The 22,785-nt window shown below is 71.6% G+C and carries 15 protein-coding genes; 11 read left to right on the top strand and 4 right to left on the bottom strand.

Annotation, left to right across the window (positions count from 1 at the left end; all coding sequences use genetic code 11):
• Positions 1 to 18: 18 nt before the first annotated feature.
• The 4 genes from ACFOY2_RS29845 to ACFOY2_RS29830 all read left to right on the top strand — a co-directional run bounded on the left by ACFOY2_RS29845 (position 19) and on the right by ACFOY2_RS29830 (position 6,045).
• Positions 19 to 1,779, top strand: a complete 1,761-nt coding sequence (locus tag ACFOY2_RS29845; protein WP_379531422.1) for a serine/threonine-protein kinase — start codon at positions 19 to 21, stop codon at positions 1,777 to 1,779.
• Entirely contained in the window at positions 1,776 to 4,862 is a 3,087-nt protein-coding gene (locus tag ACFOY2_RS29840) for an AfsR/SARP family transcriptional regulator (RefSeq protein ID WP_379531421.1), read from the top strand. The genes ACFOY2_RS29845 and ACFOY2_RS29840 overlap by 4 nt, the downstream gene beginning before the upstream one ends.
• A 75-nt stretch (positions 4,863 to 4,937) precedes the next feature.
• A complete protein-coding gene (locus ACFOY2_RS29835) occupies positions 4,938 to 5,525 on the top strand; it encodes a hypothetical protein (protein WP_379531420.1) in 588 nt (195 codons plus the stop codon).
• Positions 5,509 to 6,045 carry an OmpA family protein gene (locus ACFOY2_RS29830; protein WP_379531419.1) on the top strand — a complete coding sequence of 179 codons (537 nt, stop codon included), beginning with the start codon at positions 5,509 to 5,511 and terminating at the stop codon, positions 6,043 to 6,045. The genes ACFOY2_RS29835 and ACFOY2_RS29830 overlap by 17 nt, the downstream gene beginning before the upstream one ends.
• Positions 6,046 to 6,145: 100 nt before the next feature.
• Here the strand turns inward: ACFOY2_RS29830 and ACFOY2_RS29825 are convergent, their stop codons facing one another.
• The gene (locus ACFOY2_RS29825) at positions 6,146 to 7,222 is read right to left on the bottom strand and encodes a S1C family serine protease (protein WP_379531418.1); all 1,077 of its coding nucleotides are present in this window, start codon (positions 7,220 to 7,222) and stop codon (positions 6,146 to 6,148) included.
• Between the two features lie 19 nt (positions 7,223 to 7,241).
• Entirely contained in the window at positions 7,242 to 8,672 is a 1,431-nt protein-coding gene (locus ACFOY2_RS29820) for an AMP-binding protein (RefSeq protein WP_379531417.1), read from the bottom strand.
• Between the two features lie 80 nt (positions 8,673 to 8,752).
• On the opposite strand from ACFOY2_RS29820, the gene ACFOY2_RS29815 reads away from it, so the two are divergent.
• Positions 8,753 to 9,646, top strand: coding sequence for a hypothetical protein (locus ACFOY2_RS29815; RefSeq protein WP_379531416.1), 894 nt, complete (start codon positions 8,753 to 8,755; stop codon positions 9,644 to 9,646).
• Between the two features lie 63 nt (positions 9,647 to 9,709).
• On the top strand, positions 9,710 to 11,950 hold the full coding sequence (locus ACFOY2_RS29810) for an acyl-CoA dehydrogenase (RefSeq protein WP_379531415.1): 2,241 nt from the start codon (positions 9,710 to 9,712) through the stop codon (positions 11,948 to 11,950).
• On the opposite strand, the gene ACFOY2_RS29805 is transcribed toward ACFOY2_RS29810, so the two are convergent.
• The gene (locus tag ACFOY2_RS29805) at positions 11,883 to 13,715 is read right to left on the bottom strand and encodes a hypothetical protein (protein WP_379531414.1); all 1,833 of its coding nucleotides are present in this window, start codon (positions 13,713 to 13,715) and stop codon (positions 11,883 to 11,885) included. The two genes, ACFOY2_RS29810 and ACFOY2_RS29805, sit on opposite strands and share 68 nt — an antisense overlap.
• Before the next feature lie 78 nt (positions 13,716 to 13,793).
• Here ACFOY2_RS29805 and ACFOY2_RS29800 point away from each other — a divergent pair, with 78 nt between their 5' ends.
• The 5 genes from ACFOY2_RS29800 (at position 13,794) to ACFOY2_RS29780 (ending at position 21,699) form a co-directional block, all read left to right on the top strand.
• Entirely contained in the window at positions 13,794 to 15,371 is a 1,578-nt protein-coding gene (locus tag ACFOY2_RS29800) for a hypothetical protein (protein ID WP_379531413.1), read from the top strand.
• A 104-nt stretch (positions 15,372 to 15,475) separates the two neighbouring features.
• On the top strand, positions 15,476 to 15,610 hold the full coding sequence (locus tag ACFOY2_RS29795; RefSeq protein ID WP_276617307.1) for a hypothetical protein: 135 nt from the start codon (positions 15,476 to 15,478) through the stop codon (positions 15,608 to 15,610).
• A gap of 10 nt (positions 15,611 to 15,620) precedes the next feature.
• Complete coding sequence (locus ACFOY2_RS29790; protein ID WP_379531412.1) at positions 15,621 to 16,424, top strand: glycosyltransferase; 804 nt, start codon at positions 15,621 to 15,623, stop codon at positions 16,422 to 16,424.
• Entirely contained in the window at positions 16,421 to 17,515 is a 1,095-nt protein-coding gene (locus ACFOY2_RS29785) for a glycosyltransferase family 4 protein (protein ID WP_379531411.1), read from the top strand. Before ACFOY2_RS29790 ends, ACFOY2_RS29785 begins: the two co-directional genes overlap by 4 nt.
• A complete protein-coding gene (locus tag ACFOY2_RS29780; protein WP_379531410.1) occupies positions 17,512 to 21,699 on the top strand; it encodes an alpha-(1->3)-arabinofuranosyltransferase domain-containing protein in 4,188 nt (1,395 codons plus the stop codon). The genes ACFOY2_RS29785 and ACFOY2_RS29780 overlap by 4 nt, the downstream gene beginning before the upstream one ends.
• On the opposite strand, the gene ACFOY2_RS29775 is transcribed toward ACFOY2_RS29780, so the two are convergent.
• Positions 21,626 to 22,771 (bottom strand): acyltransferase family protein, encoded by a 1,146-nt coding sequence (locus ACFOY2_RS29775; protein WP_379531409.1) that lies wholly within the window; start codon positions 22,769 to 22,771, stop codon positions 21,626 to 21,628. The genes ACFOY2_RS29780 and ACFOY2_RS29775 overlap by 74 nt on opposite strands.
• Between the last annotated feature and the right edge of the window lie 14 nt (positions 22,772 to 22,785).

Here is a 22,785-nt window from a genome sequence, read left to right as displayed (position 1 = left end):
CTGGCTAATCTGTCTGCGATGAACGAGGTCATTGGTGGGTACACGCTCCGGCGCCTGCTGGGGCGGGGCGGCATGGGCGAGGTCCACCTCGCGACCACGCCCACCGGCGGCCTGGCCGCGCTCAAGGTCATCCATCCGGCGCTGGCCAGAGACCCGGCGTTCAGGCGGCGCTTCGAGCGGGAGGTGGCCGCGGCCCGCAGGGTGGCCAGGTTCTGCACCGCGCCGGTGCTCGACGCCGGAATCGACGGGGACGTCGCCTACCTCGTCACCGAATACGTCAAAGGTCCGGACCTGGCGCAGGCCGTACGCGATCAGGGGCCGCTGTCCGGCGGGAACCTGGAGGCGCTGGCCGTCGGCATCGCCACCGCGCTGAGCGCCATCCACGGGGCCGGGGTGATCCACCGCGACCTCAAGCCCTCCAACGTGCTGCTCTCGCCGCTCGGGCCCCGAGTGATCGACTTCGGCATCGCCCAGCTCGTCGGCAACGACAGCCTGGCCAGCCAGGCGATCCTCGGGACGCCCGCGTTCATGGCGCCCGAGCAGGTGCGCGGGGAACCGCTCACACCCGCCGCCGACGTCTTCGCCTGGGGCGGGGTGATCGCGTACGCGGGCACGGGACGGCTGCCCTTCGGAGGCGGGGCGCCCGGCGGGGTGCTGTACCGGATCACCCAGCAAGAGCCCCAGCTGGACGGGCTCGACGACGGGATCAGGGACGTGGTGGAGCGGGCGCTCGCCAAGGACCCCCGGGCGCGGCCGACCGCTCAGCGGCTGCTGGCGGACCTGGTGGGCGGAACCCGCCTCACCACGGCCACCGAAGTCGTCGAACGCACATGGACGGGGACGACCGCGCCCGCGCCAAACCCCTCGGGTTCCCCGGGCTCTCAAGGCTCCCAGGGTTCTTCGGCTTCTCCTGGGGCGGCTGGGGCGGCGGCGCGCGCGGCGGGGACAGCCGGTCCTGGCAGCCCGGGTCCTGGTTCGGCCACGTCACCTCTCGGGGCAGGCACGCCGGGTCCCGGGCCAGCTGCGTCAGGTCCAGGAGCGGGTGCGTCGGGTCCGGAGGCGGGTGCGTCTGGTTCTGGTCCGGGTGTGCCGGGAGCCGGGACGGACGCGTCGCCCGCTGGGAGGGCGGGTAAGCGCGGGCGGCGGTGGCCGTGGGTCGTGGGGGCCGTCGTGGTCGCCGTGGCCCTGCTGGCCTGGGCTGTGGCGTCGGTGCCTGGACTGCGGCAGGAGAGTTGGCCGTACGAGGCGGACTTCGGCGAGGCATGGGCGATCGGCGCGTCGCAGGGCGGGAACGCGCGCCGCTCCGGCACCGCGTACGAGCTGACCGCCAAGGCCGGCTGGCGGCTGTGGAAGTCGGCCCCCAGGTACGAGCCGGACAGTGGCGTGGTCATCAGCGCGAACGCCACCCTGGAGGAGGGCGCGGGGGAGTACGGTGTGTGGTGTCACGGCTCCGCCGGCTCAGGCGACCGCTACGAGTTCGGGGTGAGCGACGCGGGCAAGGTCACGATCGTCAAGCGCCGCACGGGCACCCAGGGCAGGACCCTGTTCGGCCCCGCGGACGCCCGGCGCCAGACCGCCAACCGCATCGTGGCGGAGTGCGACCAGAGCGGGGGCAAGGTGACGCTGCGGATGTGGTTGAACGAGCGCCTGGTCGCCGAGGCCTCCGACACCAGTGAGCCCTACCGGCCGAACGAGGCGGGCGTCCACGCCGCCTCCACCGCCACCGAATCCGCGCGCGTGCGCTTCGACTCGTTCGCCATGAGACCGGCGGGCGGGTGAGCGTGCGCTTCGGCGTCCTCGGCCCGCTGCGCGTCGACGGTGGGCGGACGCCCGGACCGGCCAAACACCGGGCATTGCTGGCGGCGCTGCTGCTGTCGGCGCGCGAGCGGGTGCCGGTCGAGCGGCTGATGTCCGTGGTCTGGGACGACCGGCCGCCCGCGTCGGCGGAGTCGGTGCTCAGGGTGTACGTCAGCGCGTTGCGCAAGCTCGTGGACGGCATCCGTACCGTTCCGGGCGGCTACCTGTTCGAGGTCGAGCCGGACGACGTCGACTGCCATCGTTTCGAGCGGCTGGTCGCCGGGGCCAGGCAGGCACGGGCGGCGGGTCAGGTGGGGGAGGCGGCCGACGGGTTCAGGGCGGCGCTGGGGTTGTGGCGGGGTCAGGTGCTGGCCGACGTCGAGTCGTCGGTGCTGCGCAGGGCGTACGGCGTGCCCTTGGAGGAGCTGCGGCTGACCGCGCTGGAGGAACGCGTGCAGCTCGACCTGCGGCTGGGCCGGGGCGCCGAGGTGGTCGGTGAGCTGCGGGCGCTGGTCGGGGCACATCCGCTGCGCGAACGTGCCTGGGTACGTCTCATCGAGGCCCTCCAGCAGGCCGGGCGCAGGTCGGAGGCGCTGGGGGCGTACCAGGACGCGCGGCGGGTCCTGGTGGAGGAGCTCGGCCTGGAGCCGGGGGCCGAACTGGCGCAGGCCCACCACCGCGTCCTGACCGACGAAACCACCCACAGGGGCCCCGCCCAGCACGGAACCGGCGATGCGGGTTCCGCCTTCTACGGGCCTGCCCGCGAGGGTCCTGCCTTGTACGGGCCTGCCCATGAGGGTTCTGGTTCGTACGGGGCTGCCCCGAGTGGGGGGTTTCGTGTCGGGCGGGCGGCGGCCAATGAGCTGCCGCCGGATATTTCCGACTTCGCCGGGCGGGACGCCGTACTCGACTGGATCGCTGACACCGTCCGCGACCACGACTCCGCCCCCGTACACCTGGTCCTGCACGGCCCGCCCGGCTGCGGCAAGTCGGCCGTCGCGGTGCACGCCGCCACCGCGCTCGACGGCCCCGACGGCCGCCTCTACGCCTCGCTCGGCGCCAGGCCCCCGGGCGCGGTGCTGGAGGACCTGCTGCGCACGCTGGGCTGCCCCGACGGCGCGCTGCCACCGGCGCTGGACGAGCGCGTACGCCTCTACCGCAGCATGACGGCCCGCAGGAAACTGCTCGTCGTGCTGGACGACGCCGCCGACGAGGCCCAGGTTCGCCCTCTGCTGCCCACGGGGCCGGGCAGCCTCACCCTGGTGACGAGCCGGTCGCCGCTGGCCGGGCTGGAGGCGGCGCGGGCCTACGAACTGGGAGTCCTCGACGAGGATGAGGCCGTGACGATGCTCGGCGGGGTGGCCGGGCACGAACGGGTACGTGCCGAGCCCGACGCCGCGCGACGCATCGCCCAACTCTGCGGTTATTTGCCCCTCGCCCTGCGTATCGCCGGGTCGCGGCTGGCGCGCAAGCCCGGCTGGACGCTCGACCACCTGGCGGGACGGCTGAGCGACGAGCGGCGCAGGCTCGACGAGCTCAGCGCCGGTGACCTGGCCGTACGCGGCAGTCTCACGCTCGGCTACCGCGGCCTGCCCGACCCGGAACGGCGGCTGCTGCGTGCGCTCGGCGCGCTCTCGGCACCCGACTTCGCCCCCTGGGCGCTCGGCGCGGACCTGGAACCTCTGGCGGAAGCCGGCCTGCTGCAGTCGCGCGGTCTGGACGAGGCAGGTCAGGAACGGTACGGGTGGCACGACCTGACCCGCCTCTATGCCGCCGAACGCCTGGCCGAGGAGGACGGAGGGCCTGCTGCCGTTCTGGCGGCCAGGGCGGGGACGATCCTGGAACGTACCCGGCTGGCCAGGGAGTCCTTGCTACCCGCCGAGCCCGGTACGGGCCGCACCGAGGTCCACACGGACACACCCGCAGACCCGCCCGCCCCGTACAGCGTCCGGCCCGGCGAGGCGGGCATGGGTGCGACCGGAGTCGGATGGCTGGAGACCGGGCGGTTGCGGCAGGAGGCGCGGTGGTTGAGCGCGGAGCGGCGGTTCCTGGTGGCGACCGTCGAGGACTTCTTCCGCGCGGGCCTGTACGAGGAGTCCTGGCGCCTGGCCTTCTACCTGACGCCGCTGTTCGAGCTGGGCGCCCACCACGACGATTGGCACACCACGACGGCGACCGGTCTGGACGCGGCCAGGGCCGCCGGTCACCGGCACGGCGAAGCCCTCCTGCTACGCGGCCTGGCCGACCTGCACCGGGCCGAGGGCCGCACGGAGGCCGCCGCCGCAGCACTGCGAGCAGCGCAACCACTGGTCGAGGGCCTGGAACTGGCCAGAATCACCCTCCGCCTCGGCCTGGTCCAAGCAGAAGCACGCCCCACCCCAGAACTAACGAAGAAGACGCAGCCCGCCTCCGGACAGCCAGCGAAGGGACAACCTGGTCCTGGGCAGGCGGAGGGGTGGTCGGGTTTTGGGGGGTGGTTGGGGGAGGCTGAGCGGGCGTTCGTGCGGGCGTTGCGGGTTTTTGAGGAGGCCGGGGATCGGCGCGGCCGGGCGGACGCGTTACGAGCGCTCGGCGCCCTGCGCCAGGACGAGGCCCCGCTGAACGAGAGCCTGGCCGCCTACCAGGACCTGGGTGACCCGCGCGGCGAGGCCGAGGCGCTGCTGGACCTGGCCAGACTGCACCTCGCCGCCGGGCGGCACCCCCGGGCCCGCGACTGCGCGGAACGCCGGTTGCGGATCAACCGCCGTCTCGGTGACCGGTTGCCGGAGGCGGTGGCGCGGCTCGTCCTGGCTGAGATCGCGCTGGCGGAAGGCGTGCCGGACGTCGCCGCGCAAGAGGCGCGTGAGGCGCTGGAGACGTTCACCGCGTTCGGGAGCCGCAGGAGCACCGCGCACGCCCTTCTCACGCTGGCCAGGGCCGCCCTCGATCTCGACGACGCAGACGGCGCAGTTGATGCCCTTACGCGTGCTATGGGAGAGTTTGACGGCCTAGGTGACCCGCACAGCAGGTCCGAGGCCGAACGGCTCCGGACGGAGGCCCACAGGCGGCGTGGTCAGCGGATATAGCGGACTATGCGCATCCTGAAGGTCGCTTTCCTACGGTGAAGGCCACATCTCCGACGACGAAAGTGATCACAGAACATGCGAAAGACGATCGCCCTGGCGGTCGCGGCCGTCGCGTTGTCCGGTTGCGGCATGCTCCCCGGCCAGCAAGGCAGCGGCGGCGAGGAGCAGCAGCAGACGCAGGCCGCCCCCGAGCAGAAGCCCACGTCGAAGGCGCCGCAGCAGCAGGGAAGCAGCGCCCCTCCGCAGCAGAACGAGGTGATCGCCACCCGTGAGGCCAAGGTGAGCTCGGGCGGCATGTCCGGAAAGGCCCGTGCCGAGATCACCGCGCTCAAGCGCCAGGGCAGGACCGTCAGCCTCAACTGGACGATCACCGCCACCGAGGGCAAGGTCAACATGCACAACGGCATGAGCACCGGCACGCTCAACTACACGGTCTCGAACGTCTCGCTGATCGACCCCGTCAACGCCAAGCGCTACCGGGTCGCCCGCAACGGCACCGGGCCGGACGCCCAATGCGTCTGCTCAGGCACTCAGGGGCAGTTCCTGGAGTCGGGGCAGGCGTCCACGCTGTACGCGGTCTTCGCGGCCCCGCCCGCGGACGTCACGAAGGTCAACGTCGAGATGCCGATGATCGGCATGTTCACCGATGTTCCGATCTCTTAGCGTCGCCCTGGCCCTCGCGCTGTCCCCCACGCCCAGTACGCCGCCAGAGGCCACCGGCGCGGTCGAGAACCTGGTGCTTCCCGTCGAGGACATCATCGGTGAGATGGAGTCGATGGACGGCACGGAGAGCGAGACCAAGCAGGGGCGGCAGGTCACCGTCGCGCTCACCAGCGACGTGCTGTTCGAACTGGACAAGTGGCAGCTCACCGCCAAGGCTCGGCAGCGGTTGAAGCAGGTGGCCGAGAAGGTCGACGGCGAGGGCGCGGGCGGGGTCGTCAAGATCGAGGGCCATACGGACGATCAGGGCAGCGACTCCTACAACGTGACGTTGTCGCAGCGGCGGGCCCAGGCCGTGCAGACGGCGATGCGCGGGCTCCTGACCGGGGCGGGGGTGACGCTCGAGGCGAGCGGGTACGGCGAGAAACGGCCGACGGTGCCGAACATGGTCGACGGACGTCCGGTGGAGAAGAACCGCGCCAAGAACCGCCGCGTCGAAATCGTCTTCACCGCCAAGCAGTGACAGCCCAGGGACGCACGGACCTCTGGGCACGACGTGCACCACCACGCGGACTCTCGGCCCGGTCACGGGGACGATCCTCGGATGCGGTTGGCGGGTAGGGCTATTCGCCGGGTAGCTGGCTCAGCGTGACGGTGAGGGTTTGGCGGGTGCCGTCTGTGCGGATCACGCCCACCTGGGCTTTGGTGCCGGGTTTGAGGGTGGTGAGGGTTTCGGAGAGCGCGGCCATGGTCGGCGTCTGCTTGCCGTTGATCGACACGATGACGTCCCCGACCCGGATCCCCGCCTTGTCGGCGCCCCCGCCGGGCTCGACGCGGGCGACGCTGACCCCGATGGGTTGCCCGTCGATGTCGACGATGGTGCTGCCGCGGATGCCGAGCGCGGCCCGGTGGCTGTTGGTGACTTTGCCGTAGGTGATGATCTGGCGGGCGATGTCGGTGGCGGTGTTGCTCGGGATGGCGAAGCCGATGCCGGGCGCGGCGCCGCCTCCGAGGTCGGGGTTGATGGCGGCGAGCGTGGGGATGCCGATCACCTGGCCGGACAGGTCCACGAGCGCGCCGCCGCTGTTGCCGGGGTTGATGGCGGCCGAGGTCTGGATGGCGCCGGCGATGGTGGCTCCGGGTGAGCCGGGGTTCTGGGGTTCGCTGACCGTTCGGCCGAGGGCGGAGACGATGCCGTTCGTCACGCTGCCCGACAGGCCGAGGGGGTTGCCCATGGCGAGGACGATCTGACCGACCCGCAGCTTGGAGGAGTCGCCGAACCGGGCGGGTCGCAGTCCGTTGGCGTTGTCCACTTTGATCACGGCCAGGTCCCCGGCGCTGAACGCCTTGACCAGTTTGGCCGGGCGCGCCGTCCCGCCGGTGGCGGTGGTGACGTTCATTTCGGTGCCCTGTCCGACCACGTGCGCGTTGGTGATGATGTGTCCGGCCGAGTCGTACACGATGCCGGACCCGAGCCCGACCTTGGTGGTGATCTGCACGATGGAGGGCAGGACGTCGGCGATGACCTTCTCGTAGGCCGTCTCGATCGGGTGCAGGGGAGCCACGGCACTCGCCGTGGGAGATGCGGGCGCGGAGGGCGTGGGCGTGGCGGCAGTGGGCGTGGAAGAGGCGGGGGGAGGCGGCCCGCAGCCGGACGCCAGTGCGGCGGCAACGGCCAGCGCTGCGACGATCCCCTTCATGGGCAGATTCCTGCCCAACTCAGTCGGAAAGATACGCTTCCCGGACATTACGCCTGCTCAGCTTGCCTGTAGGCGTACGCGGCAACGACTCCCGGTACTCGATCACCCGCGGCTGCTTCAACCGCGCCAGCCGGGGTGCGCAGTGCCGCAACAGTTCGGCCGTCAGCTCGTCCCCGCCTGCCACGCCGTCCGCCGGCTGGACGAGCGCCACGACCTTGTGCCCCCATTCGGGGTCGGGCACCCCGATCACCGCCACGTCCGCGACCGAGGGATGTTCGAGCAGCGCGGCCTCGATCTCGGCAGGATAGATGTTCACGCCGCCGGAGATGATCAGGTCCGTCCGCCGGTCCAGCAGGAACAGGTAGCCGTCGGCGTCGAGGTAGCCGATGTCGCCGGGCGTGTAGTCGCGCCCGCGCATGGCCGCCGCCGTCTTGGCGGGGTCGCCGTGGTACTCGAACCGGTTGATCCCGCCGATGTACACCAGGCCCGGCTCGCCCGGCCCTGCCTCCCGGCCGTCCTCTCCGACGATCGTGAACGTCATCCCGTCGAGCGCCCTGCCGACCGTGCCGGGCCTGGCCAGCCACTCCCGCGACGACACCATGGTCGCCACGGCCGCCTCGGTGGAGCCGTAGTACTCCCACAGCACGGGCCCGAGCCAGTCGATCATCGCCTGCTTGACGGCCGGCGGGCACGGCGCGGCCCCGTGGTAGAGGTGGGTGAGGGACGACAGGTCGTACGACTCCCGCTCCGGCACCCCCAGCAGCCGGTGGAACATCGTGGGCACCATGAACGCGTTCGTCACCCGATGCCGCTCGATCAGCCGCAGCGTCTCGGCCGCGTCGAACCGCTCGGGCGCCACGATCGTGTGCCCGAGCTGCAGCGCCATCATGGCCTGCCCGTAGGGCGCGGAGTGGTAGAGCTGCGAGCACACCAGGTGCACCCCGCCGGCCGGCAGCCCGAAGTGCCGCCAGCTCTTACGCATGAGGATCGGGTGCAGCTCCTCGGGCGTCAGGTCGAGCAGCCGCCGCCGCACACCTTTGGGCCGCCCGGTGGTCCCCGACGTGTAGAGCATCATCGACCCGGCCCGCCGGTGCGCGGGCGCGGTGCCGGGGTGTCCTGCCGAAAGTTCGTCCACCGTGAGGGCGTCCGGCGAGATCACCACCTTGGCCTCGCAGTCGGCCACGATGTAGCCGATCTCCTCGGCGGTGAAGTGCCAGTTGACCGGGACGAGGTACGCGCCGACCTGGTACGTCGCCAGCATCATGGTCAGCGCGTCGAGGCCGTTCTTCAACACGGTCACCACGCGCTCGCCGGGCCCCGCGCCGCGCGAGAGCAGGCCGTTGGACGCCTGGTTCACCCGGGCGAGGAGAGCTCCGTATGAAATGCCCGGGTCTCCGAGGAGGGCGGGGCGCTCAGGGTCGTCGGCCGCGATCTCGAAAAAACCCCTCATGTCCGCTGACCATACAGAATTACGTTCTGCGAGGGGAGTAGTGGAAATATACCCCAGCGTGTTGGCGTAGCCTCAAGGTCATGGCGGACGTCGGCGACCAGACCCCTTCGATGGACTCACCCACCACCCCGTTCCGCAAGATCGTCCTGCCCGCCGCGGAGACGATCGGGACCGACCGGCCGAGCCAACAGCTCCCGCCACCACTGCCGCCGCCCCCGCCCCGCCGCCTCGGCGACATCCCGGTCAGGGTCGTCTACCTGTTCGGCGCCATCCTGGCCACCGTCCTGGCCGTCTTCCTGATCTTCACGCTCTTCTCCGGCGACGTGCCCGCCAACCAGAGTCAGGGCGAGCAGGTGGCACGCGTCGCGCCGCTGCCTTCGACGTCGGCCGCCCTGTCGTCGGTGACCCCGACCGCCTCCGAGAGCCCGGTCGTGCTGCCGCCGGTGCCGGAGAGCAAAACGTATGAGAACCTGCCGGGCACGGCGGCCGCGGTCATCGGGACGATCACCGACAAGGACACCGGGATCAGCTACCCGAGGCTGGCCGCCCCGTGGAAGGCCAGGTCGTACCCGCCCTACGCGGTCGCGCAGCGCATCGGCAAGGTGGAGCTGCCGTTCACGGTGATCGGCTCGGCCATGTTCCCCGGCGAGTCGCCGGAGAAGAAGCCCGCCACGAACGCCGACTACCGCGCACTGGCCGCCGAGGGCGTGCGCTGGACGATCCGCACGCAGTACCCCGCGGGGGCCACGCTCTCCTGGACCGCCTCGAAGAAGATCGCGGTCGGCAAGGGCTGGACGCTCGGCTATAAGGTGACCTTCACCCAGGACGGCAAGGAGCAGGTCGCCCAGGCCATGGTGACGGTCGTCGAGGTGGGCAAGACCAAGCCGGCCATGCTGCTGGCCTCGATCCCCGAGTCGGACAAGGCCCGCTGGCGCGACCTGAACACCCTGGCGGAGCAGGTGCGCCCGCTCTAGGCCAGAAACATCCTCTAGAATATGATTCTGGGAAGGCGTCAGGACCCGGCTGGAGGATGAGCGATGGCGATCGGATTGAGCGAGGAGCACGAGGCGCTCCGCGAATCGGTGAGCGGCTGGGCCGAGCGGAACATCCCCTCGGAGCTGCTGCGCGCCGGAGCCGGCGGGCGTCCCGCGTTCTGGCCGGGCCTGGCCGAGCAGGGCCTGCTCGGACTGCACGTTCCCGAGGAGCACGGCGGTTCCGGCTACGGGCTGCTGGAGGCGGCCGTGGCCGTCGAGGCGCTGGCCGAGCGCATGGCCCCCGGTCCGTTCGTGCCGACCGTGCTGGCCAGTGCCGTGATCAACGCCTCCAAACGCCCCGAGCACCTGGAGTCGTTCGCCGACGGCACGCTCACGGGCGCGGTCGCGCTCACCGGCACGCTGAGCGGCACCCGCACCGAGGACGGCTCCCTGATCGTCTCCGGCACCGCCGAACCCGTGCTCGGCGGCTCGCTGGCCGACTCGCTGGTCCTGCCGGTCGCCACGCCCGACGGTGAGGAGTGGATCCTCATCGACGCCTCCTCCGCCACCGTCACCGAGCTCAAGTCCCTCGACCTGACCAGGCCGGTGGCCAGGGTCGAGCTGTCGGAGGCGACCGTGCCCGCCGAGGGCATCCTGGGCGGCGTCCAGGGCTCCGACGTGCGTGACCTGGCCGCGATCCTGCTCGGCGCGGAGGCGGCGGGCCTGGCCTCGTGGTGCGTGCGGGCCGCCGCCGACTACGCCAAGGTACGCGTGCAGTTCGGCCGCCCGATCGGCCAGTTCCAGGGCATCAAGCACAAGCTCTCCCGCATGCTCGTCGCGCTGGAGCAGGCCCGCGCCACCGTTTGGGACGCCACCCGCGTGGACGGAAAGGAACGGGAGTACGCCGCCGCCATCGCCGGCGTGATGGCCCCCGACGCCGCCGTCCAGTGCGCCAAGGACGCCATCCAGACCTTCGGCGGCATCGGCTACACCTTCGAGCACGACGTCCACCTCTACTACCGCCGCGCCCTCACCCTGCGCGCCCTGCTCGGCTCGTCGGCCGAGTGGGCGGCCACGGTCACGGAGCTGGCCCTGCGGGGCGTCTCCCGCGAGATGGAGATCGACCTGCCCCACGACGCCGAGGGTCTGCGCGAGTCGATCCGCGCCGAGATCGCGGAGATCGCCCGGCTGGAGGGCAAGGAGCAGAAGCGGGCGCTGGCCGGGCGCGGCTTCGTCATGCCCCACCTGCCCAGGCCGTGGGGTCGCGCGGCGGGGCCGCTGGAGCAGGTGCTGATCGCGCAGGAGCTCAAGGCCGCCAAGGTCAAGCTGCCCCAGATGATCATCGGTGCTTGGGTGGTGCCGTCCATCGCCGCTTACGGCACCCCTGAGCAGCAGGAACGTTTCCTGCCCAAGACGCTCAGCGGCGAGATGATCTGGTGCCAGCTCTTCTCCGAGCCCGGCGCCGGGTCCGACCTGGCCTCGCTGCAGATGAAGGCGGAGCAGGTCGAGGGCGGCTGGAAGCTGACCGGCCAGAAGATCTGGACCTCGGTCGCCCACGTGGCCGAGTGGGGCATCTGCATTGCCCGCGACTCCAGCGAGGGATCCAAGCACGAGGGCATCACGTACTTCGTGGTCGACATGAAGGCCCCGGGCGTCACCGTCAGGCCGCTGACCGAGATGACCGGCGAGAACCTGTTCAACGAGGTCTTCTTCGACGACGTCTTCGTCCCCGACGACCTGGTCGTGGGCGAGGTCGGTCAGGGCTGGAAGGTGGCCCGCAACACGCTGTCGAACGAGCGCGTCTCGCTGTCGTCCGGCTCAGGAGGCACCGGCGCGTCCGTGCCCGACCTGCTCGGCCTGATCGGCCGGCTCGGCCGCGAGCTCACGCCGGTCGAGGCCCAGAAGGTGGCCGAGGTCGTCTGCGAGGGCCACTCGATCAACGCGCTGTCGCTGCGGGTCACGCTCAAGCAGCTCGCGGGGGCCGAGCCGGGCGCGGACGCCTCCGTCCGCAAGCTGCTGTCCACCTCACACGCCCAGCACGTCTCCGAGACCGCCGTGGAACTGCTTGGCGTCGCGGCCACGGTCGCCGCCGACATCACGCTCGGCGACCCCGGCTACTGGAACAGGGCGGTGCTCGCCACCAGGGCGATGACCATTTACGGCGGCACCACCGAGGTGCAGCTCAACATCATCGCCGAGCGCATGCTGGGCCTGCCCAGAGACCCGGAGCCGAGCTCTAACCCGGCACCGGCTGCGGGGGGATCGGCGCACCGGAGTCAGCCGGCACGGGAGCGCCTATCCTGATCTCGCCGACGCAGGAGCCGGGCCCGATCGCGCGGACGGCCAGCTCGGTGCCGCCACCGGTGATCGGGGCGAACGTCGTGCCCAGGTCCTTGCCGGCGGGTACGGCGATCTGCGCGAGCCCGAGCCGCACGTTCAGGGTGGTCGGGGCGCCGTTCAGGTAGGAGATCTGGACGGTGTGCTCGCCGCCCGCGATCGGCGCGGGCAGCCGGAAGCGCACCTCCGTCCGGCCGACGGGGGTGCAGGCGGATTTGGCGGGGATCGTGACGCCGTCCACGCCCACCGGCCGCAGCCTGCCCTGCTGGTCGAAGATCAGCGGGTTGGCCACCGGGCCGGACAGCCGCGTGGTCCAGGCGATCGGGTGCGGCGCGGCCGGGCCGAGCACCTTGGAGTGCCGGGCGTAGTCGTAGAAGAACGCGGGGAAGGCGACCTTGTCCGGCACGTGCGTGTCCAGGACGACCGCGCCGGCCGGCACGCGGGCCAGCGCCTGCGTGGCCGTCTCGACGTAGCTCTTGACGTTCACACCGAGCGGCCGGTCGGCGTAGGCGGCGACCGACCACAGCGAACCCGCCGCGAACACCGCCGCCGGCGGCACCCACACCCACCCGAGCCGGTGCGCCGGACGGCGCCATGGCTGCTGCTCGTCCGCGACCGGGATGAACGCCAGGCCGATGACGAGCGCCACGACCACGGCGGTGGAGGAGATGTAGCGCAGCTCGAACCCGCTCAGATCGGGACCGAGCAGCTCGACCCGCCCCAGCATGATCGGCACCACGTCGGCCAGCAGGAAGTAGCCCAGCAGCGTCAGCCAGGCCAGCCAGGCCCGCCGCCGCCAGATCACCGACACGGTCACGGCGGCGACCGCGACCGCCAGGCTCACCCAGACCAGCGCGGGTGGGGTGGCGGCCAGCGCGTAGTCCTCGCCGATCGGCTGCCACCGCCACGGCCCGCCCATCGACGTGGGCACGAGCGAGCCGGTCAGCAGCGTCCACGCCGACTTCGCGGCGACCTCGGCGCTGGGCAACGCCGGCTGGAACGTCTCGTTCGTGAGCTGCACCGAGGTGAAGAGCTGACGGAAGAACACCACCGCGTAGGGGACGAGCACGCCCAGGTAGAGCAGCCACGCGCGCCACAGCCGGCGTCCGCCGAGCCAGCCCAGGGTGAGCACGAACGCCAGCACAGGGATGAACGGCGCCTTGACGAAGAACACCATCCCGAACACCGTCCACCCGGCCGCCGCCACCGCGTGCCTGAAGCGCCCGGTGCGGGTGTAGAGCACGTGCGAGCCGAGCGCCATCGGCAGCGCGATCTGGAACGGCAGCGTTTCGGCCACCACCGCCCACCACGACAGCCCCGGGATCGTCATCGGCGTCAGCAGGGAGAACCCGAGCGGGACGAGGATGGCCGGGCGCGCGCCGAACAGCAGCTTCAGCAGCCGCAGCAGCGCCAGACTCGCCGCCGCCTGCAGGCCGATCGTGATCGCGTGCGCGAGCGCGTCGTTGTGCACGCCGAGCCGCCCCATCGCCCAGTGGAGCGCGAACGCCCCCGGCATCAGGTGGCCGAAGTCGATGCGCATCAGGTAGTCCCAGGAGAGCTGGTTCGCAAGCCCCCTGGCGATGAACATGAAGTCGTCCTGGCGGAAGTACGTCCGACTGACCAGGTCGAACTTCCACACGAGCTGCACCACGATCATGACGAGGCCGGCCGCCAGCACGGCGTCGCCGCCGTACACGCGCCGGCGGACCCCGGTCATCGTCGCGATCGCCATCACACACCCCCCGGCGAAGAGTAACCAGGGGCAGGGCGGTGGGGAACAGCCGTGTCGGGCTTGTGATGTCATAGCGGGATGCCGCACACGACCCGCGCCGGGCCCGTCTCCGCGCTCCTCGGGCTCGTGCTCGGCTGCCTGGCCCTCGGCCCCGCTCTGGGCTGGGGGTTCACGCTGCTGCACGACATGGTCTTCGTGCCGGAGCCCGCCTTCTCCGCGTGGACGTTCGGGCTGGCGGGCGGGGCCGCGCGGGTCGTGCCGAGCGACGCCGTGGTGACCGCGCTGTCGGCGGTGCTGCCGGGCGAGCTGGTGCAGAAGCTGATCCTGCTGGGGATCTTCGTGCTCGGCTGCAGCGGGGCCGCGCTGCTGGTGCCGTCTGACTCGCTCGGGCCGAGGCTGGTGGCCGGGGCGTTCTACGTGTGGAACCCGTACGTGGCCGAGCGGCTGCTGATGGGGCAGTGGGCGCTGCTGCTCGGGTACGCAGGGCTGCCCTGGGTGGTGCGGGCGGTGTGGTCCGGACGGCGGGTGGCTCTGGCGATGCTGCCCGCGGCCGTCGGCGGGTTCGCGGCGATGACGGTCACCGCGATCACGGCCACCGCGATCGCGACCGGGGCGCCCAAGGCTGTGCAGGTGGCTCGCTTGCCGGTGTTCGTGCGGGTGGCCGGGCTGCTGGCGCTCTTCAGCCTGCCCTGGCTGATCCCGACCGCGCAGCGGCCCCAGAGCATCGACGGCGATCCTGTCGGCGTGGACGCCTTCGCGGCCAGGGCCGACACGCCGTTCGGGGCAGTGGGGAGCCTGCTGTCGCTGGGCGGCATCTGGAACGCGCACGCGGTTCCGCCGGGCTACGACACGCTGCTCGGGGCGGTGGCCAGGTTGGTGCTCACGCTCGCCGGGGTGGTGTTCTTCCTGCGTGGCGCGGTGCCGTACAAGAAGGGGCTGGCCGTGGCGGGGGCGGTCGGGCTCGGCATCGCGCTCGTCGGCGTGAGCGAGCCGGGCAGGGAGGCGTTCAAGCAGCTCGTCGGGGTGTGGGGCGGGTTCGCGGTGTTCCGCGACGCCCAGCAGTTCGTGGCGCCGCTGGCGCTGGCGGCGGCGCTCGGGCTCGGCCTGCTGACCGAGGCGGTGGCACGCCACCGGGTCTGGGTGGGCGCGATGGTGCTCGTGCCGGTGGCCGTGCTGCCGACGATGGCCTGGGGCGCGCTCGGGACGCTCGGGTCGGTCTCCTACCCCGAGAGCTGGACGGCTGCCCGCGAGGCCATCAAGGGCGATCCCGAGCCGGGCGACGTGCTGGTGCTGCCGTTCGAGGCCTACCGGCGTTTCCCGTGGAACGGCGGGCGGCCGGTGCTCGATCCCGCGCAGCGCTTCTTCGCGGTGCCGGGGCGGCGGGTGGTCGCCAACGACGCCGTACGGGTCGGCGACATGGTCGTCAAGAGTGAAGACTCGCGGGCCCTGGCGGTAGAACACGTACTAGAAGGGCCTTCTCCTGATCTTCGGGGGGCCGGATTTCGCTACGTGATAGTCGATGCGGGGACAGGGGACGAACGGCGGCAGTTCGGTGTATGGCTACAGAGCGCGAGGGCCGTGGTCGACACGGGTGACCTGCGACTTTACCGATTGGACGGGCCGATCGCGGCGGTTCGGCCGGTACAAGCCCGCTGATCAGGCGATTTGTTAAAATTTCGTAGAGCTACTTCCGAGTAGCAAGAATTGGTTCTAGGTTGGGGAAGCCCCCGCTCCATTGCCCGCTCCGAGGAGGAACCCCCGTGATCAAGATCCTCTTAGCAGCGATCATCGGCGTCGCCGTGGCGGCGCTCGTGGCGACGGTCACCACGGTCTCCCTCACCGGCGCCACCGCGACACCGGTCAACCAGCCGCTCTACAACTACGGCGACCGGTAGACCGACCGCCATGCCACCCTCTCAACCTGGGGACGAGAGGGCGAGCCGACCACCACTGCTCGAGGTCGTGGTTCCCGCGCGCAACGAGGAACAGCGACTTCCCGGGGGGCTCTTGGAGCTGTGCGCGAAGCTTGCCCGAATGCCGTTCCCGACCGCCGTCATCGTCGTGGACAACAACAGCACCGACCGCACGGCCGAGATCGTCAAGAACTGGCCGCGCGGCGCCGTGCCCATCCGGCTCCTCCGGTGCGCGATCCCGGGGAAGGGCGCCGCCGTCCGCGCCGGGCTGCTCGGCACGACCGCGCCGTTCGTCGGCTTCTGTGACGCCGACATGGCCACCGACCTCGACGCCATCGACGCGGCCTGCGGGCTGCTGCTGTCGGGCGAGCGGGTGGTGATCGGCTCCAGAGGCCATGCGGGCTCCCACGTGGAGAACCGCCACAGCAAGATCCGCGAGCTGGGCGCCTTCGGGTTCCGCGCGCTGGCCGGCGTGCTGGTGCCCGGGGTGAGCGACACCCAGTGCGGCTTCAAGTTCTTCGACGGCGTGCTGGCCCGCGAGACCGCGGCGCTCCTGCGCACCCCCGGCTTCGCCTTCGACGTCGAGCTGCTCGCGCGCTGCGTCGGGCGCGGCTCGCCGGTGCGGGAGATCGCCGTGCGCTGGCACGACAAGCCGGGCTCCAGTTTCTCCCCTGCCAGGCACACCTTCGGCATCGTGCTGGAGCTCGGCAGGATCTGGCTCCGGCTGCGCGCCCAGTCGCGCACCCCGGCGCGCCCGGCCTGGGAACCACCGCTCGACCCCGTCGGATATCCGTGAGAATCGTTGTCGTCAACTGGCGTGACCCGTGGCATCCCCTGGCGGGCGGCGCCGAGACGTTCGCCTGGGAGCTGGCCCGCCGCTTCGCGCGGGCGGGCCACCAGGTGAGCTTCGTCACCGCCCGCGCGCCGGGGCAGAGCCGAGTAGAGAGCGCCGACGGGGTGCGCGTCGTGCGCATGGGCGGCGTGTTCACCGTCTACCCGCTGGTGCTCGGCTGGCTGCTCGTCCGCAGGGGCCGCTTCGACGTGGTGCTCGACTGCCAGAACGGCATCCCGTTCTTCACCCCCTGGGTGGTGCGGCGGCGGACCAGGGTGTTCTGCGTGGTGCACCACGTGCACGACCGGCAGTTCGGGCTGCACCTGCCGGGGTGGCTGGCGGCGTTCGGGCGTTTCCTTGAGGGGCCGGTGTCCCGGTGGAGCTACCGGCGGCACCAGAGCGTGGCCGTCTCGCCGTCCACGGTGCGGGCCATGCGGGAGCGGCTCGGGTGGACGGGGCCGGTGCACATCATTACGAATGGTGTGAGCATCGCTCAGCCAGAAAATGTCGTGAAAAGTCGGGTGCCGCGGCTCGTCTGCCTCGGCAGGCTCGTCGCCCACAAGCGCGTCCACCTGCTGCTCGACGCTGTTGCGGAGCTCAGGAAGCGCTGGCCCGACCTGGTCGTGGACATCGTCGGCCGAGGGCCGGGGGAGGCGGAGCTCCGGGCCAGGCTGCCGGAGGGCGTCACCATGCATGGCTACCTGCCGGAGGAGGACAAGGCCCGGCTGGTCGCCCAGGCGTGGGTGCACGTGAGCGCGTCGCAGGGCGAGGGGTGGGGGCTGAGCGTGCTGGAGGCCGCCGCCCTGGGGGTTCCGACGGTGGCGTTCGACGTGGACGGGCTGCGTGACGCCGTACGGCATGGCGAGACCGGGTGGCTGCTGCCCGAGGGGACGGATCTGGCCAAGGGCATTGCGGTCGCACTCGACGAGCTGGACCACACTTATACCGTGAAATGTCGGGCATGGGCTGACCGCTTCTCCTGGGACCGCAGCGCGGAACGTCTCACCGAGTTGATGCTCGGCCATGACGTCGAGCCGGGCTGGGAGGCACGGTGACCCGGATACCGCCGATCGATCGGCTGGTAGCCGGACGCCCCGAGCCGCCCCGCTCCGAGTCGTCCCGCTCCGAGTCGTCCCGGTCTGAGCGGACGCGTCCCGAGGTGCCCGCCGGTGAGCGGGCGCGGGTCAGGCCGGCGGTGAGCGAGCGGGCGCGGCAGCGGTGGTGGCTGCTGGTGTGCTGCTTCGGCTTCGGCCTGCTGGCGTTCACCACCAAGCCCGGCCACCTCATCTCCGACACCAAGATGGACCTGGCGCTCAACCCGGTCGGCTGGCTGGAGCGCGCCGCCCACCTGTGGGACCTGCAGCACTTCGGCCAGCTCCAGAACCAGGTGGCCGGCTACGTCTTCCCGATGGGCCCGTTCTTCGCTCTGGGCGACCTGGCGGGCATCGCGCCGTGGGTGACCCAGCGGCTCTGGCTGACGCTGCTGATGTGCGTGGCCTTCCTCGGGGTTGAACGGCTGGGCAGGCAGCTCGGCATCGGCACCCCGGGCACCAGGATCGTCGGCGCGCTGGCGTACGTGCTGGCTCCGCGCACGCTGTCGATCCTCGGCGAGATCTCGATCGAGTGGCTGCCCGCCGCGATGCTGCCGTGGATCCTGATCCCGCTGCTCACAGCCTCGGAGACGGGCCAGCGGGTGCGCGGGGCCATCAGGTCGGCGCTGGCGGTGGCGCTGTGCGGCGGCGTGAACGCGGTCGCGGTGCTGGCCGTGCTCGTCGCTCCCGTGCTCTACATCCTGACCAGGCCGCGCCCGGTGCCGCGCTGGCGGCTGTTCGGCTGGTGGACGGCCGCCGTCTCGGTCGCCACCCTGTTCTGGTGGCTGCCGTTGCTGCTGGTCGGCCGGTACGCGTTCTCGTTCCTGCCGTACACCGAGACCTCCGGCGTCACCACCCTGACCACCTCGCTCACCAACGTGCTGCGCGGCGCCTCCGACTGGGTGCGTTACCTGCCGCTGAGCGGCGTGTTCGAGCAGCCGCCCGGCTACGCGATCGCCACCTCGGCCGCCATGGTCGCCGTCACGGGCCTGCTGGCCGCGCTCGGCCTGGCCGGGCTCTGCCGCCGCGACCTGCCCGCCAAGGGGTTCGTGGTGGTGCTGTTCCTGGTGGGCGTGACGGTGATGGTCGCGGGGCACATCAGCGCGCTTGAGCCGATCGTGGCCGAGCCGGTGCGCTGGCTGCTGGACGGCCCGCTCGCACCGCTGCGCAACCTGCGCAAGTTCGACCCCCTCGTCCGCCTCGCGCTCGCCTTCGGCCTGGCCCACCTGCTGGTCAAGGCCAGGCTGCCGCTGCGGACGACCGCGGTGGCGGCCTTCGCCGCGCTCGTGCTGCCCGTCTTCAACCAGGGCCTGGCCGCGCCCGGCGACTTCAAGGAGGTGCCGGCGCACTGGCGCGAGGCGGCGACCTGGCTCGACAGGAACGCCGGTGACAACGGTGTGCTCGTCGTGCCGGGCGCCAAGTTCGGCGAGTACGTCTGGGGCCGTCCCATGGACGAGCCCATGCAGGCCCTGTCGAACGTGCGCTGGACCACCAGGCAGATCACACCCCCGGGCTCGGTGGGCCTGACCCGGCTGCTGGACGCGATCGAGCAGCGCCTGACGGCGGGCGAGGGCTCCCCTGGACTGACCGCCGTGCTGCGTCGCATGGGCGTGCGCTATCTGCTGGTCAGGAACGACCTGATCAGGCAGAACCTCCAGGGCGCCTGGCCCGCCCGGGTCTTCGAGGCGCTGCGCGAGTCGCCGGGCATCGAGAAGGTGCGCTCGTTCGGCGAGCCGATCGGCGACAGGGAGACCGACGACGCCGTCAACTCGCTGGACGCGCCGTTCCCCGCGCTCGACCTGTATGAGGTGGCGGGCGGCTCCGACCTGGTCTCCGTGCAGTCGGCGGCCGACGCCCTGGCCGTGCGCGGCGGGCCCGACTCCCTGCTTGCGATGGGCGACCTGGGCCTGCTGCGCGACGGACCCGTGCTGGTCAACGGCGACGCGGGCACGCGTGAGACCCCGACCGTGGTCAGCGACGCGCTGCGGCTGCGCGAGCGCTCGTTCGGCGAGATCAGGTCGAACTGGTCGCCGACCCTCACCGCCGACAGGAAGTCCGACTTCTCCGGGGTCAGGGAGCTCGACCTGCTGGAGGACGGCTGGCTGGACGGCACCGCGACCGCCGAGTACCAGGGCATCGCCGGCATCTCGGCCTCGTCGTCGGTGGCGGACCCGAACGCGATCGCCGGGATCAGCACCACGGGCCGCAGCCCGTGGGCGGCCATGGACGGCAACGCGGAGACCGGCTGGGAGAGCGACGGCTCCCAGCCGCCCCAGGGCGAGTGGCTCCGCGTGGACCTGCGGGGACGCTCGCCCATCCCGTACGTGAACGTCATGTTCACCCCTGACCTGCTGCTCGGCCAGGCCGTCAGGCGCGTGGCCGTGGAGACCGAGTCGGGGAGCCTGGCGCAGGACGTCCGGCAGAGCCAGGACCCGCAGCGGCTACGCGTCCCCGACGGTCCCACGAGCTGGGTGCGGGTCAAGGTGCTCGACACGGTCTCGCGACAGTGGAGCTACGGGCAGCGGGTCGGGATCATCGAGTTGTCGATCCCCGGCATCACGGCCGGCCGCACGATCAGGCTGCCGGGCCGGGGCGGCGACGTGTTCGTCATGGACCGGGGGCTCGACGAGCGGCCCGCCTGCATGCGCAACCAGGACCGGTGGATCTGCAACGACGTGGCGCTGGCCAAACAGGGCGAAGAGACCGGGTTCGACCGGACTTTCAGCGCGGAGTCCGCCGCGACCGTGAACGTGCGCGGATCGGCCATCCTGCGAAGCCCGGAGCTGGCCGACCGGTTCACCCGCATTGCTACCGGCCTGACCAGCGTGACCGGCTCGTCCGCGCTCACCGAAGACCCCGTGGTGGCGCCCAGGTCGGCCTTCGACGGCGACGCCAGCACCACCTGGATCCCGGAGAACGGCGACACCGAGCCGACGCTCACGCTGGCCTGGAAGGGCAGGAAGACCATCTCCCAGATCGGGATCGGCCGCCCGGGAGGCGACAAACAGCCGCTCGATGTCATCGTGACCGGCGACCGCGGCGTCGTCCGCGCCGGCCGGGTGGACCCGCAGGGCAGGCTCACGTTCAAGCCGATCTCGACCACCCGGCTCAAGCTCCGCTTCGTCCCGTTCTCCCAGCGGCTGCAGGTGACCGAGCTGGTCATTCCCGGGGTGAACCCGGTGAGCCGGCCGGGCGACGTCCCTCTCAGGCTCGGTTGCGGCCTCGGTCCCAAGATCGAGGTGGCCGGGCAGACGATCGACACCAAGGTTGCAGGAACCCACGCCGACCTGCTCGAACAGCGGCCCGTGCAGATCCTCGGCTGCTCGAAGGCGAAGCTGGTGGCGGGCGACAACCGGGTCAGGGTGGCGGGCTGGGATCCCTTCCAGATCGAGGACCTCGTGGTCGGCTCGCTGCCCGACAAGCCGCGCGGGGTGGAGGGCGCCGTCGTCCAGGGGGAGTGGACGCCGTCCGTGCGCGAGCTCAAGGTGAGCGCCCCCAAGGACGCCTTCCTTGTCGTCAACGAGAACCACAACACCGGCTGGCGGGCCCAGATCGACGGCAAGACGCTGCGTCCGGTGCGGATCGACGGCTGGAAGCAGGGCTGGGAGCTGCCCGCGGGCACGTCGGGGACCGTCAGGCTGGAGTACCTGCCGGACCGCGCCTACTGGTTCGCGCTCGTGTTCGGGCTGGCGGGGATCGCCCTGCTCGTGCTTATCGCGCTGGTCCTGCGCGGGCCGCGCCCCGAGCACGTCCGCGAGACCGCCGCCGCCTCGGCCTCGCGGCTGAGCGGCCTGCGCGCCCCGTACGCGGTCCTGCTCGCGCTGGCGTTCGGCGGCTGGGCGGCGAGCTGGCAGGGCATGCTCGCGGTGCTGGGCGCGGTCCTGGTGACGTTGCTGTTGCGCACCAGGGGACTGCCCGCGCACTGGCTGGCGGCGGCGGCCTTCGGCGCGGCCACGCTCTGCCTGGCGGCGGCGATGGCGCTGCGCGAGCGCGGAATCGACCTGGAGGTGCTGCGGGACCAGGCCCCGCAGCTCGCCGCCTGCGTGGCCGTGGGCGTGCTGTTCGGCCAGCTCGTCAGGCGAGCGGCGCCACCGGCGCCGGAGCCTGAGCGTCCGGCGGCCGAGCAGGTGCTGATCGGCGCGCGGTGAGTTTGAGGGCGGTGACTTCGACGAGATGGTAGCTGGCAATGCTGAGCAGGATCGTCACCACGAACGACACGATGGCCACGCTGGGGAAGTCGGCCTGGAAGGGCTGCGCGCCGGTGAGCTTGAGCTGCAGCGTGATCACCGGCGCGTGCCACAGGAAGAAGCTGTAGGAGATGCGTCCCAGGTAGGCGGTCACCGGGTTGCCGAGGAAGCGGTGCCGGAGCGAGCCGGGGTTGGGGGCCAGCGCGAACGGCGCGACCACCAGCACGGCCACCGCCGCCTCCAGGCTCACCCGCAGCAACGACTGCTGCATGGTCGGCAGCGCGAGCGTGCGCGGTCCGGCCAGGTCGGTGCTCAGCAGCGCGTACAGCAGCAGGGCCGACACCAGGAGCTGGGGGGCCAGCGCGTCGACGATCCGGCTGTGCCCGATCCACACCGACAACACCGCCATCGCCATCCCGCAGGCGAAGAAGACCAGGTTGTACGGCAGCCAGAGCGCCATCTGCGGCTGCTCGAACAGCCGGGCCACGACCACGCTCGCGACCGAGACCACCGGCAGCGCCGCGATGCCCGCCAGCAGCCTGACCGGCCGGTTGCCGCCGCGCGCCCACCGGTGCAGCGCCCAGGCCAGCACGGGCAGCAGCACGTAGAAGGACATCTCGATGGGCAGCGTCCACATCTGGTAGAGCCCGTCGACCGGGGGATCGCCGGGGAAGAAGTTCTGCAGCAGCAGCATCCACTTGACCCAGCCGAGCCAGTCGAGCGAGCTCCATGCCCACAGCGCCAGGCCCGTCACGATCCAGTAGACCGGCATGACCCGCATCACTCTGCGCCACAGGTAGCGCAGCGGCTTGGGTCGTGGCGTATCCTCGATCACCGCGCGCGCCCACGGGCGGTAGAGCAGCAGGCCCGACAGGAGGAAGAAGATTGGCACGGCGATGCCGAGTCGGCTCATCATCCAGGCGTACATGCCCTCCCGGTACATGACGCCGGTGTTGCTTCCGACATGCAGCAGCCAGACGCCGAGGGCGGCGAACGCGCGGAGGCCGTCGAGGGCGGCGTCCCTGCTCTTCATCGCTGCTTCCACTT

The sequence above is a fragment of the Nonomuraea purpurea genome, assembly GCF_042650645.1.
Classification (GTDB): Bacteria; Actinomycetota; Actinomycetes; order Streptosporangiales; family Streptosporangiaceae; genus Nonomuraea; species Nonomuraea purpurea.
The sequence above is the reverse complement of the archived record's forward strand: the minus strand, read 5'-3'. Positions and strand labels throughout refer to the sequence as shown.

Bases quoted from the DNA above. Each gene is read 5' to 3' on its own strand.
- ACFOY2_RS29845 (WP_379531422.1), top strand. From the start codon at position 19: ATGAACGAGGTCATTGGTGGGTACACGCTCCGGCGCCTGCTGGGGCGG.
- ACFOY2_RS29790 (WP_379531412.1), top strand. From the start codon at position 15,621: ATGCCACCCTCTCAACCTGGGGACGAGAGGGCGAGCCGACCACCACTG.
- ACFOY2_RS29805 (WP_379531414.1), bottom strand. From the start codon at position 13,715: ATGGCGATCGCGACGATGACCGGGGTCCGCCGGCGCGTGTACGGCGGC.
- ACFOY2_RS29830 (WP_379531419.1), top strand. From the start codon at position 5,509: ATGTTCCGATCTCTTAGCGTCGCCCTGGCCCTCGCGCTGTCCCCCACG.
- ACFOY2_RS29810 (WP_379531415.1), top strand. From the start codon at position 9,710: ATGGCGATCGGATTGAGCGAGGAGCACGAGGCGCTCCGCGAATCGGTG.
- ACFOY2_RS29775 (WP_379531409.1), bottom strand. From the start codon at position 22,771: ATGAAGAGCAGGGACGCCGCCCTCGACGGCCTCCGCGCGTTCGCCGCC.
- ACFOY2_RS29820 (WP_379531417.1), bottom strand. From the start codon at position 8,672: ATGAGGGGTTTTTTCGAGATCGCGGCCGACGACCCTGAGCGCCCCGCC.
- ACFOY2_RS29835 (WP_379531420.1), top strand. From the start codon at position 4,938: ATGCGAAAGACGATCGCCCTGGCGGTCGCGGCCGTCGCGTTGTCCGGT.
- ACFOY2_RS29825 (WP_379531418.1), bottom strand. From the start codon at position 7,222: ATGAAGGGGATCGTCGCAGCGCTGGCCGTTGCCGCCGCACTGGCGTCC.
- ACFOY2_RS29800 (WP_379531413.1), top strand. From the start codon at position 13,794: ATGCCGCACACGACCCGCGCCGGGCCCGTCTCCGCGCTCCTCGGGCTC.
- ACFOY2_RS29815 (WP_379531416.1), top strand. From the start codon at position 8,753: ATGGCGGACGTCGGCGACCAGACCCCTTCGATGGACTCACCCACCACC.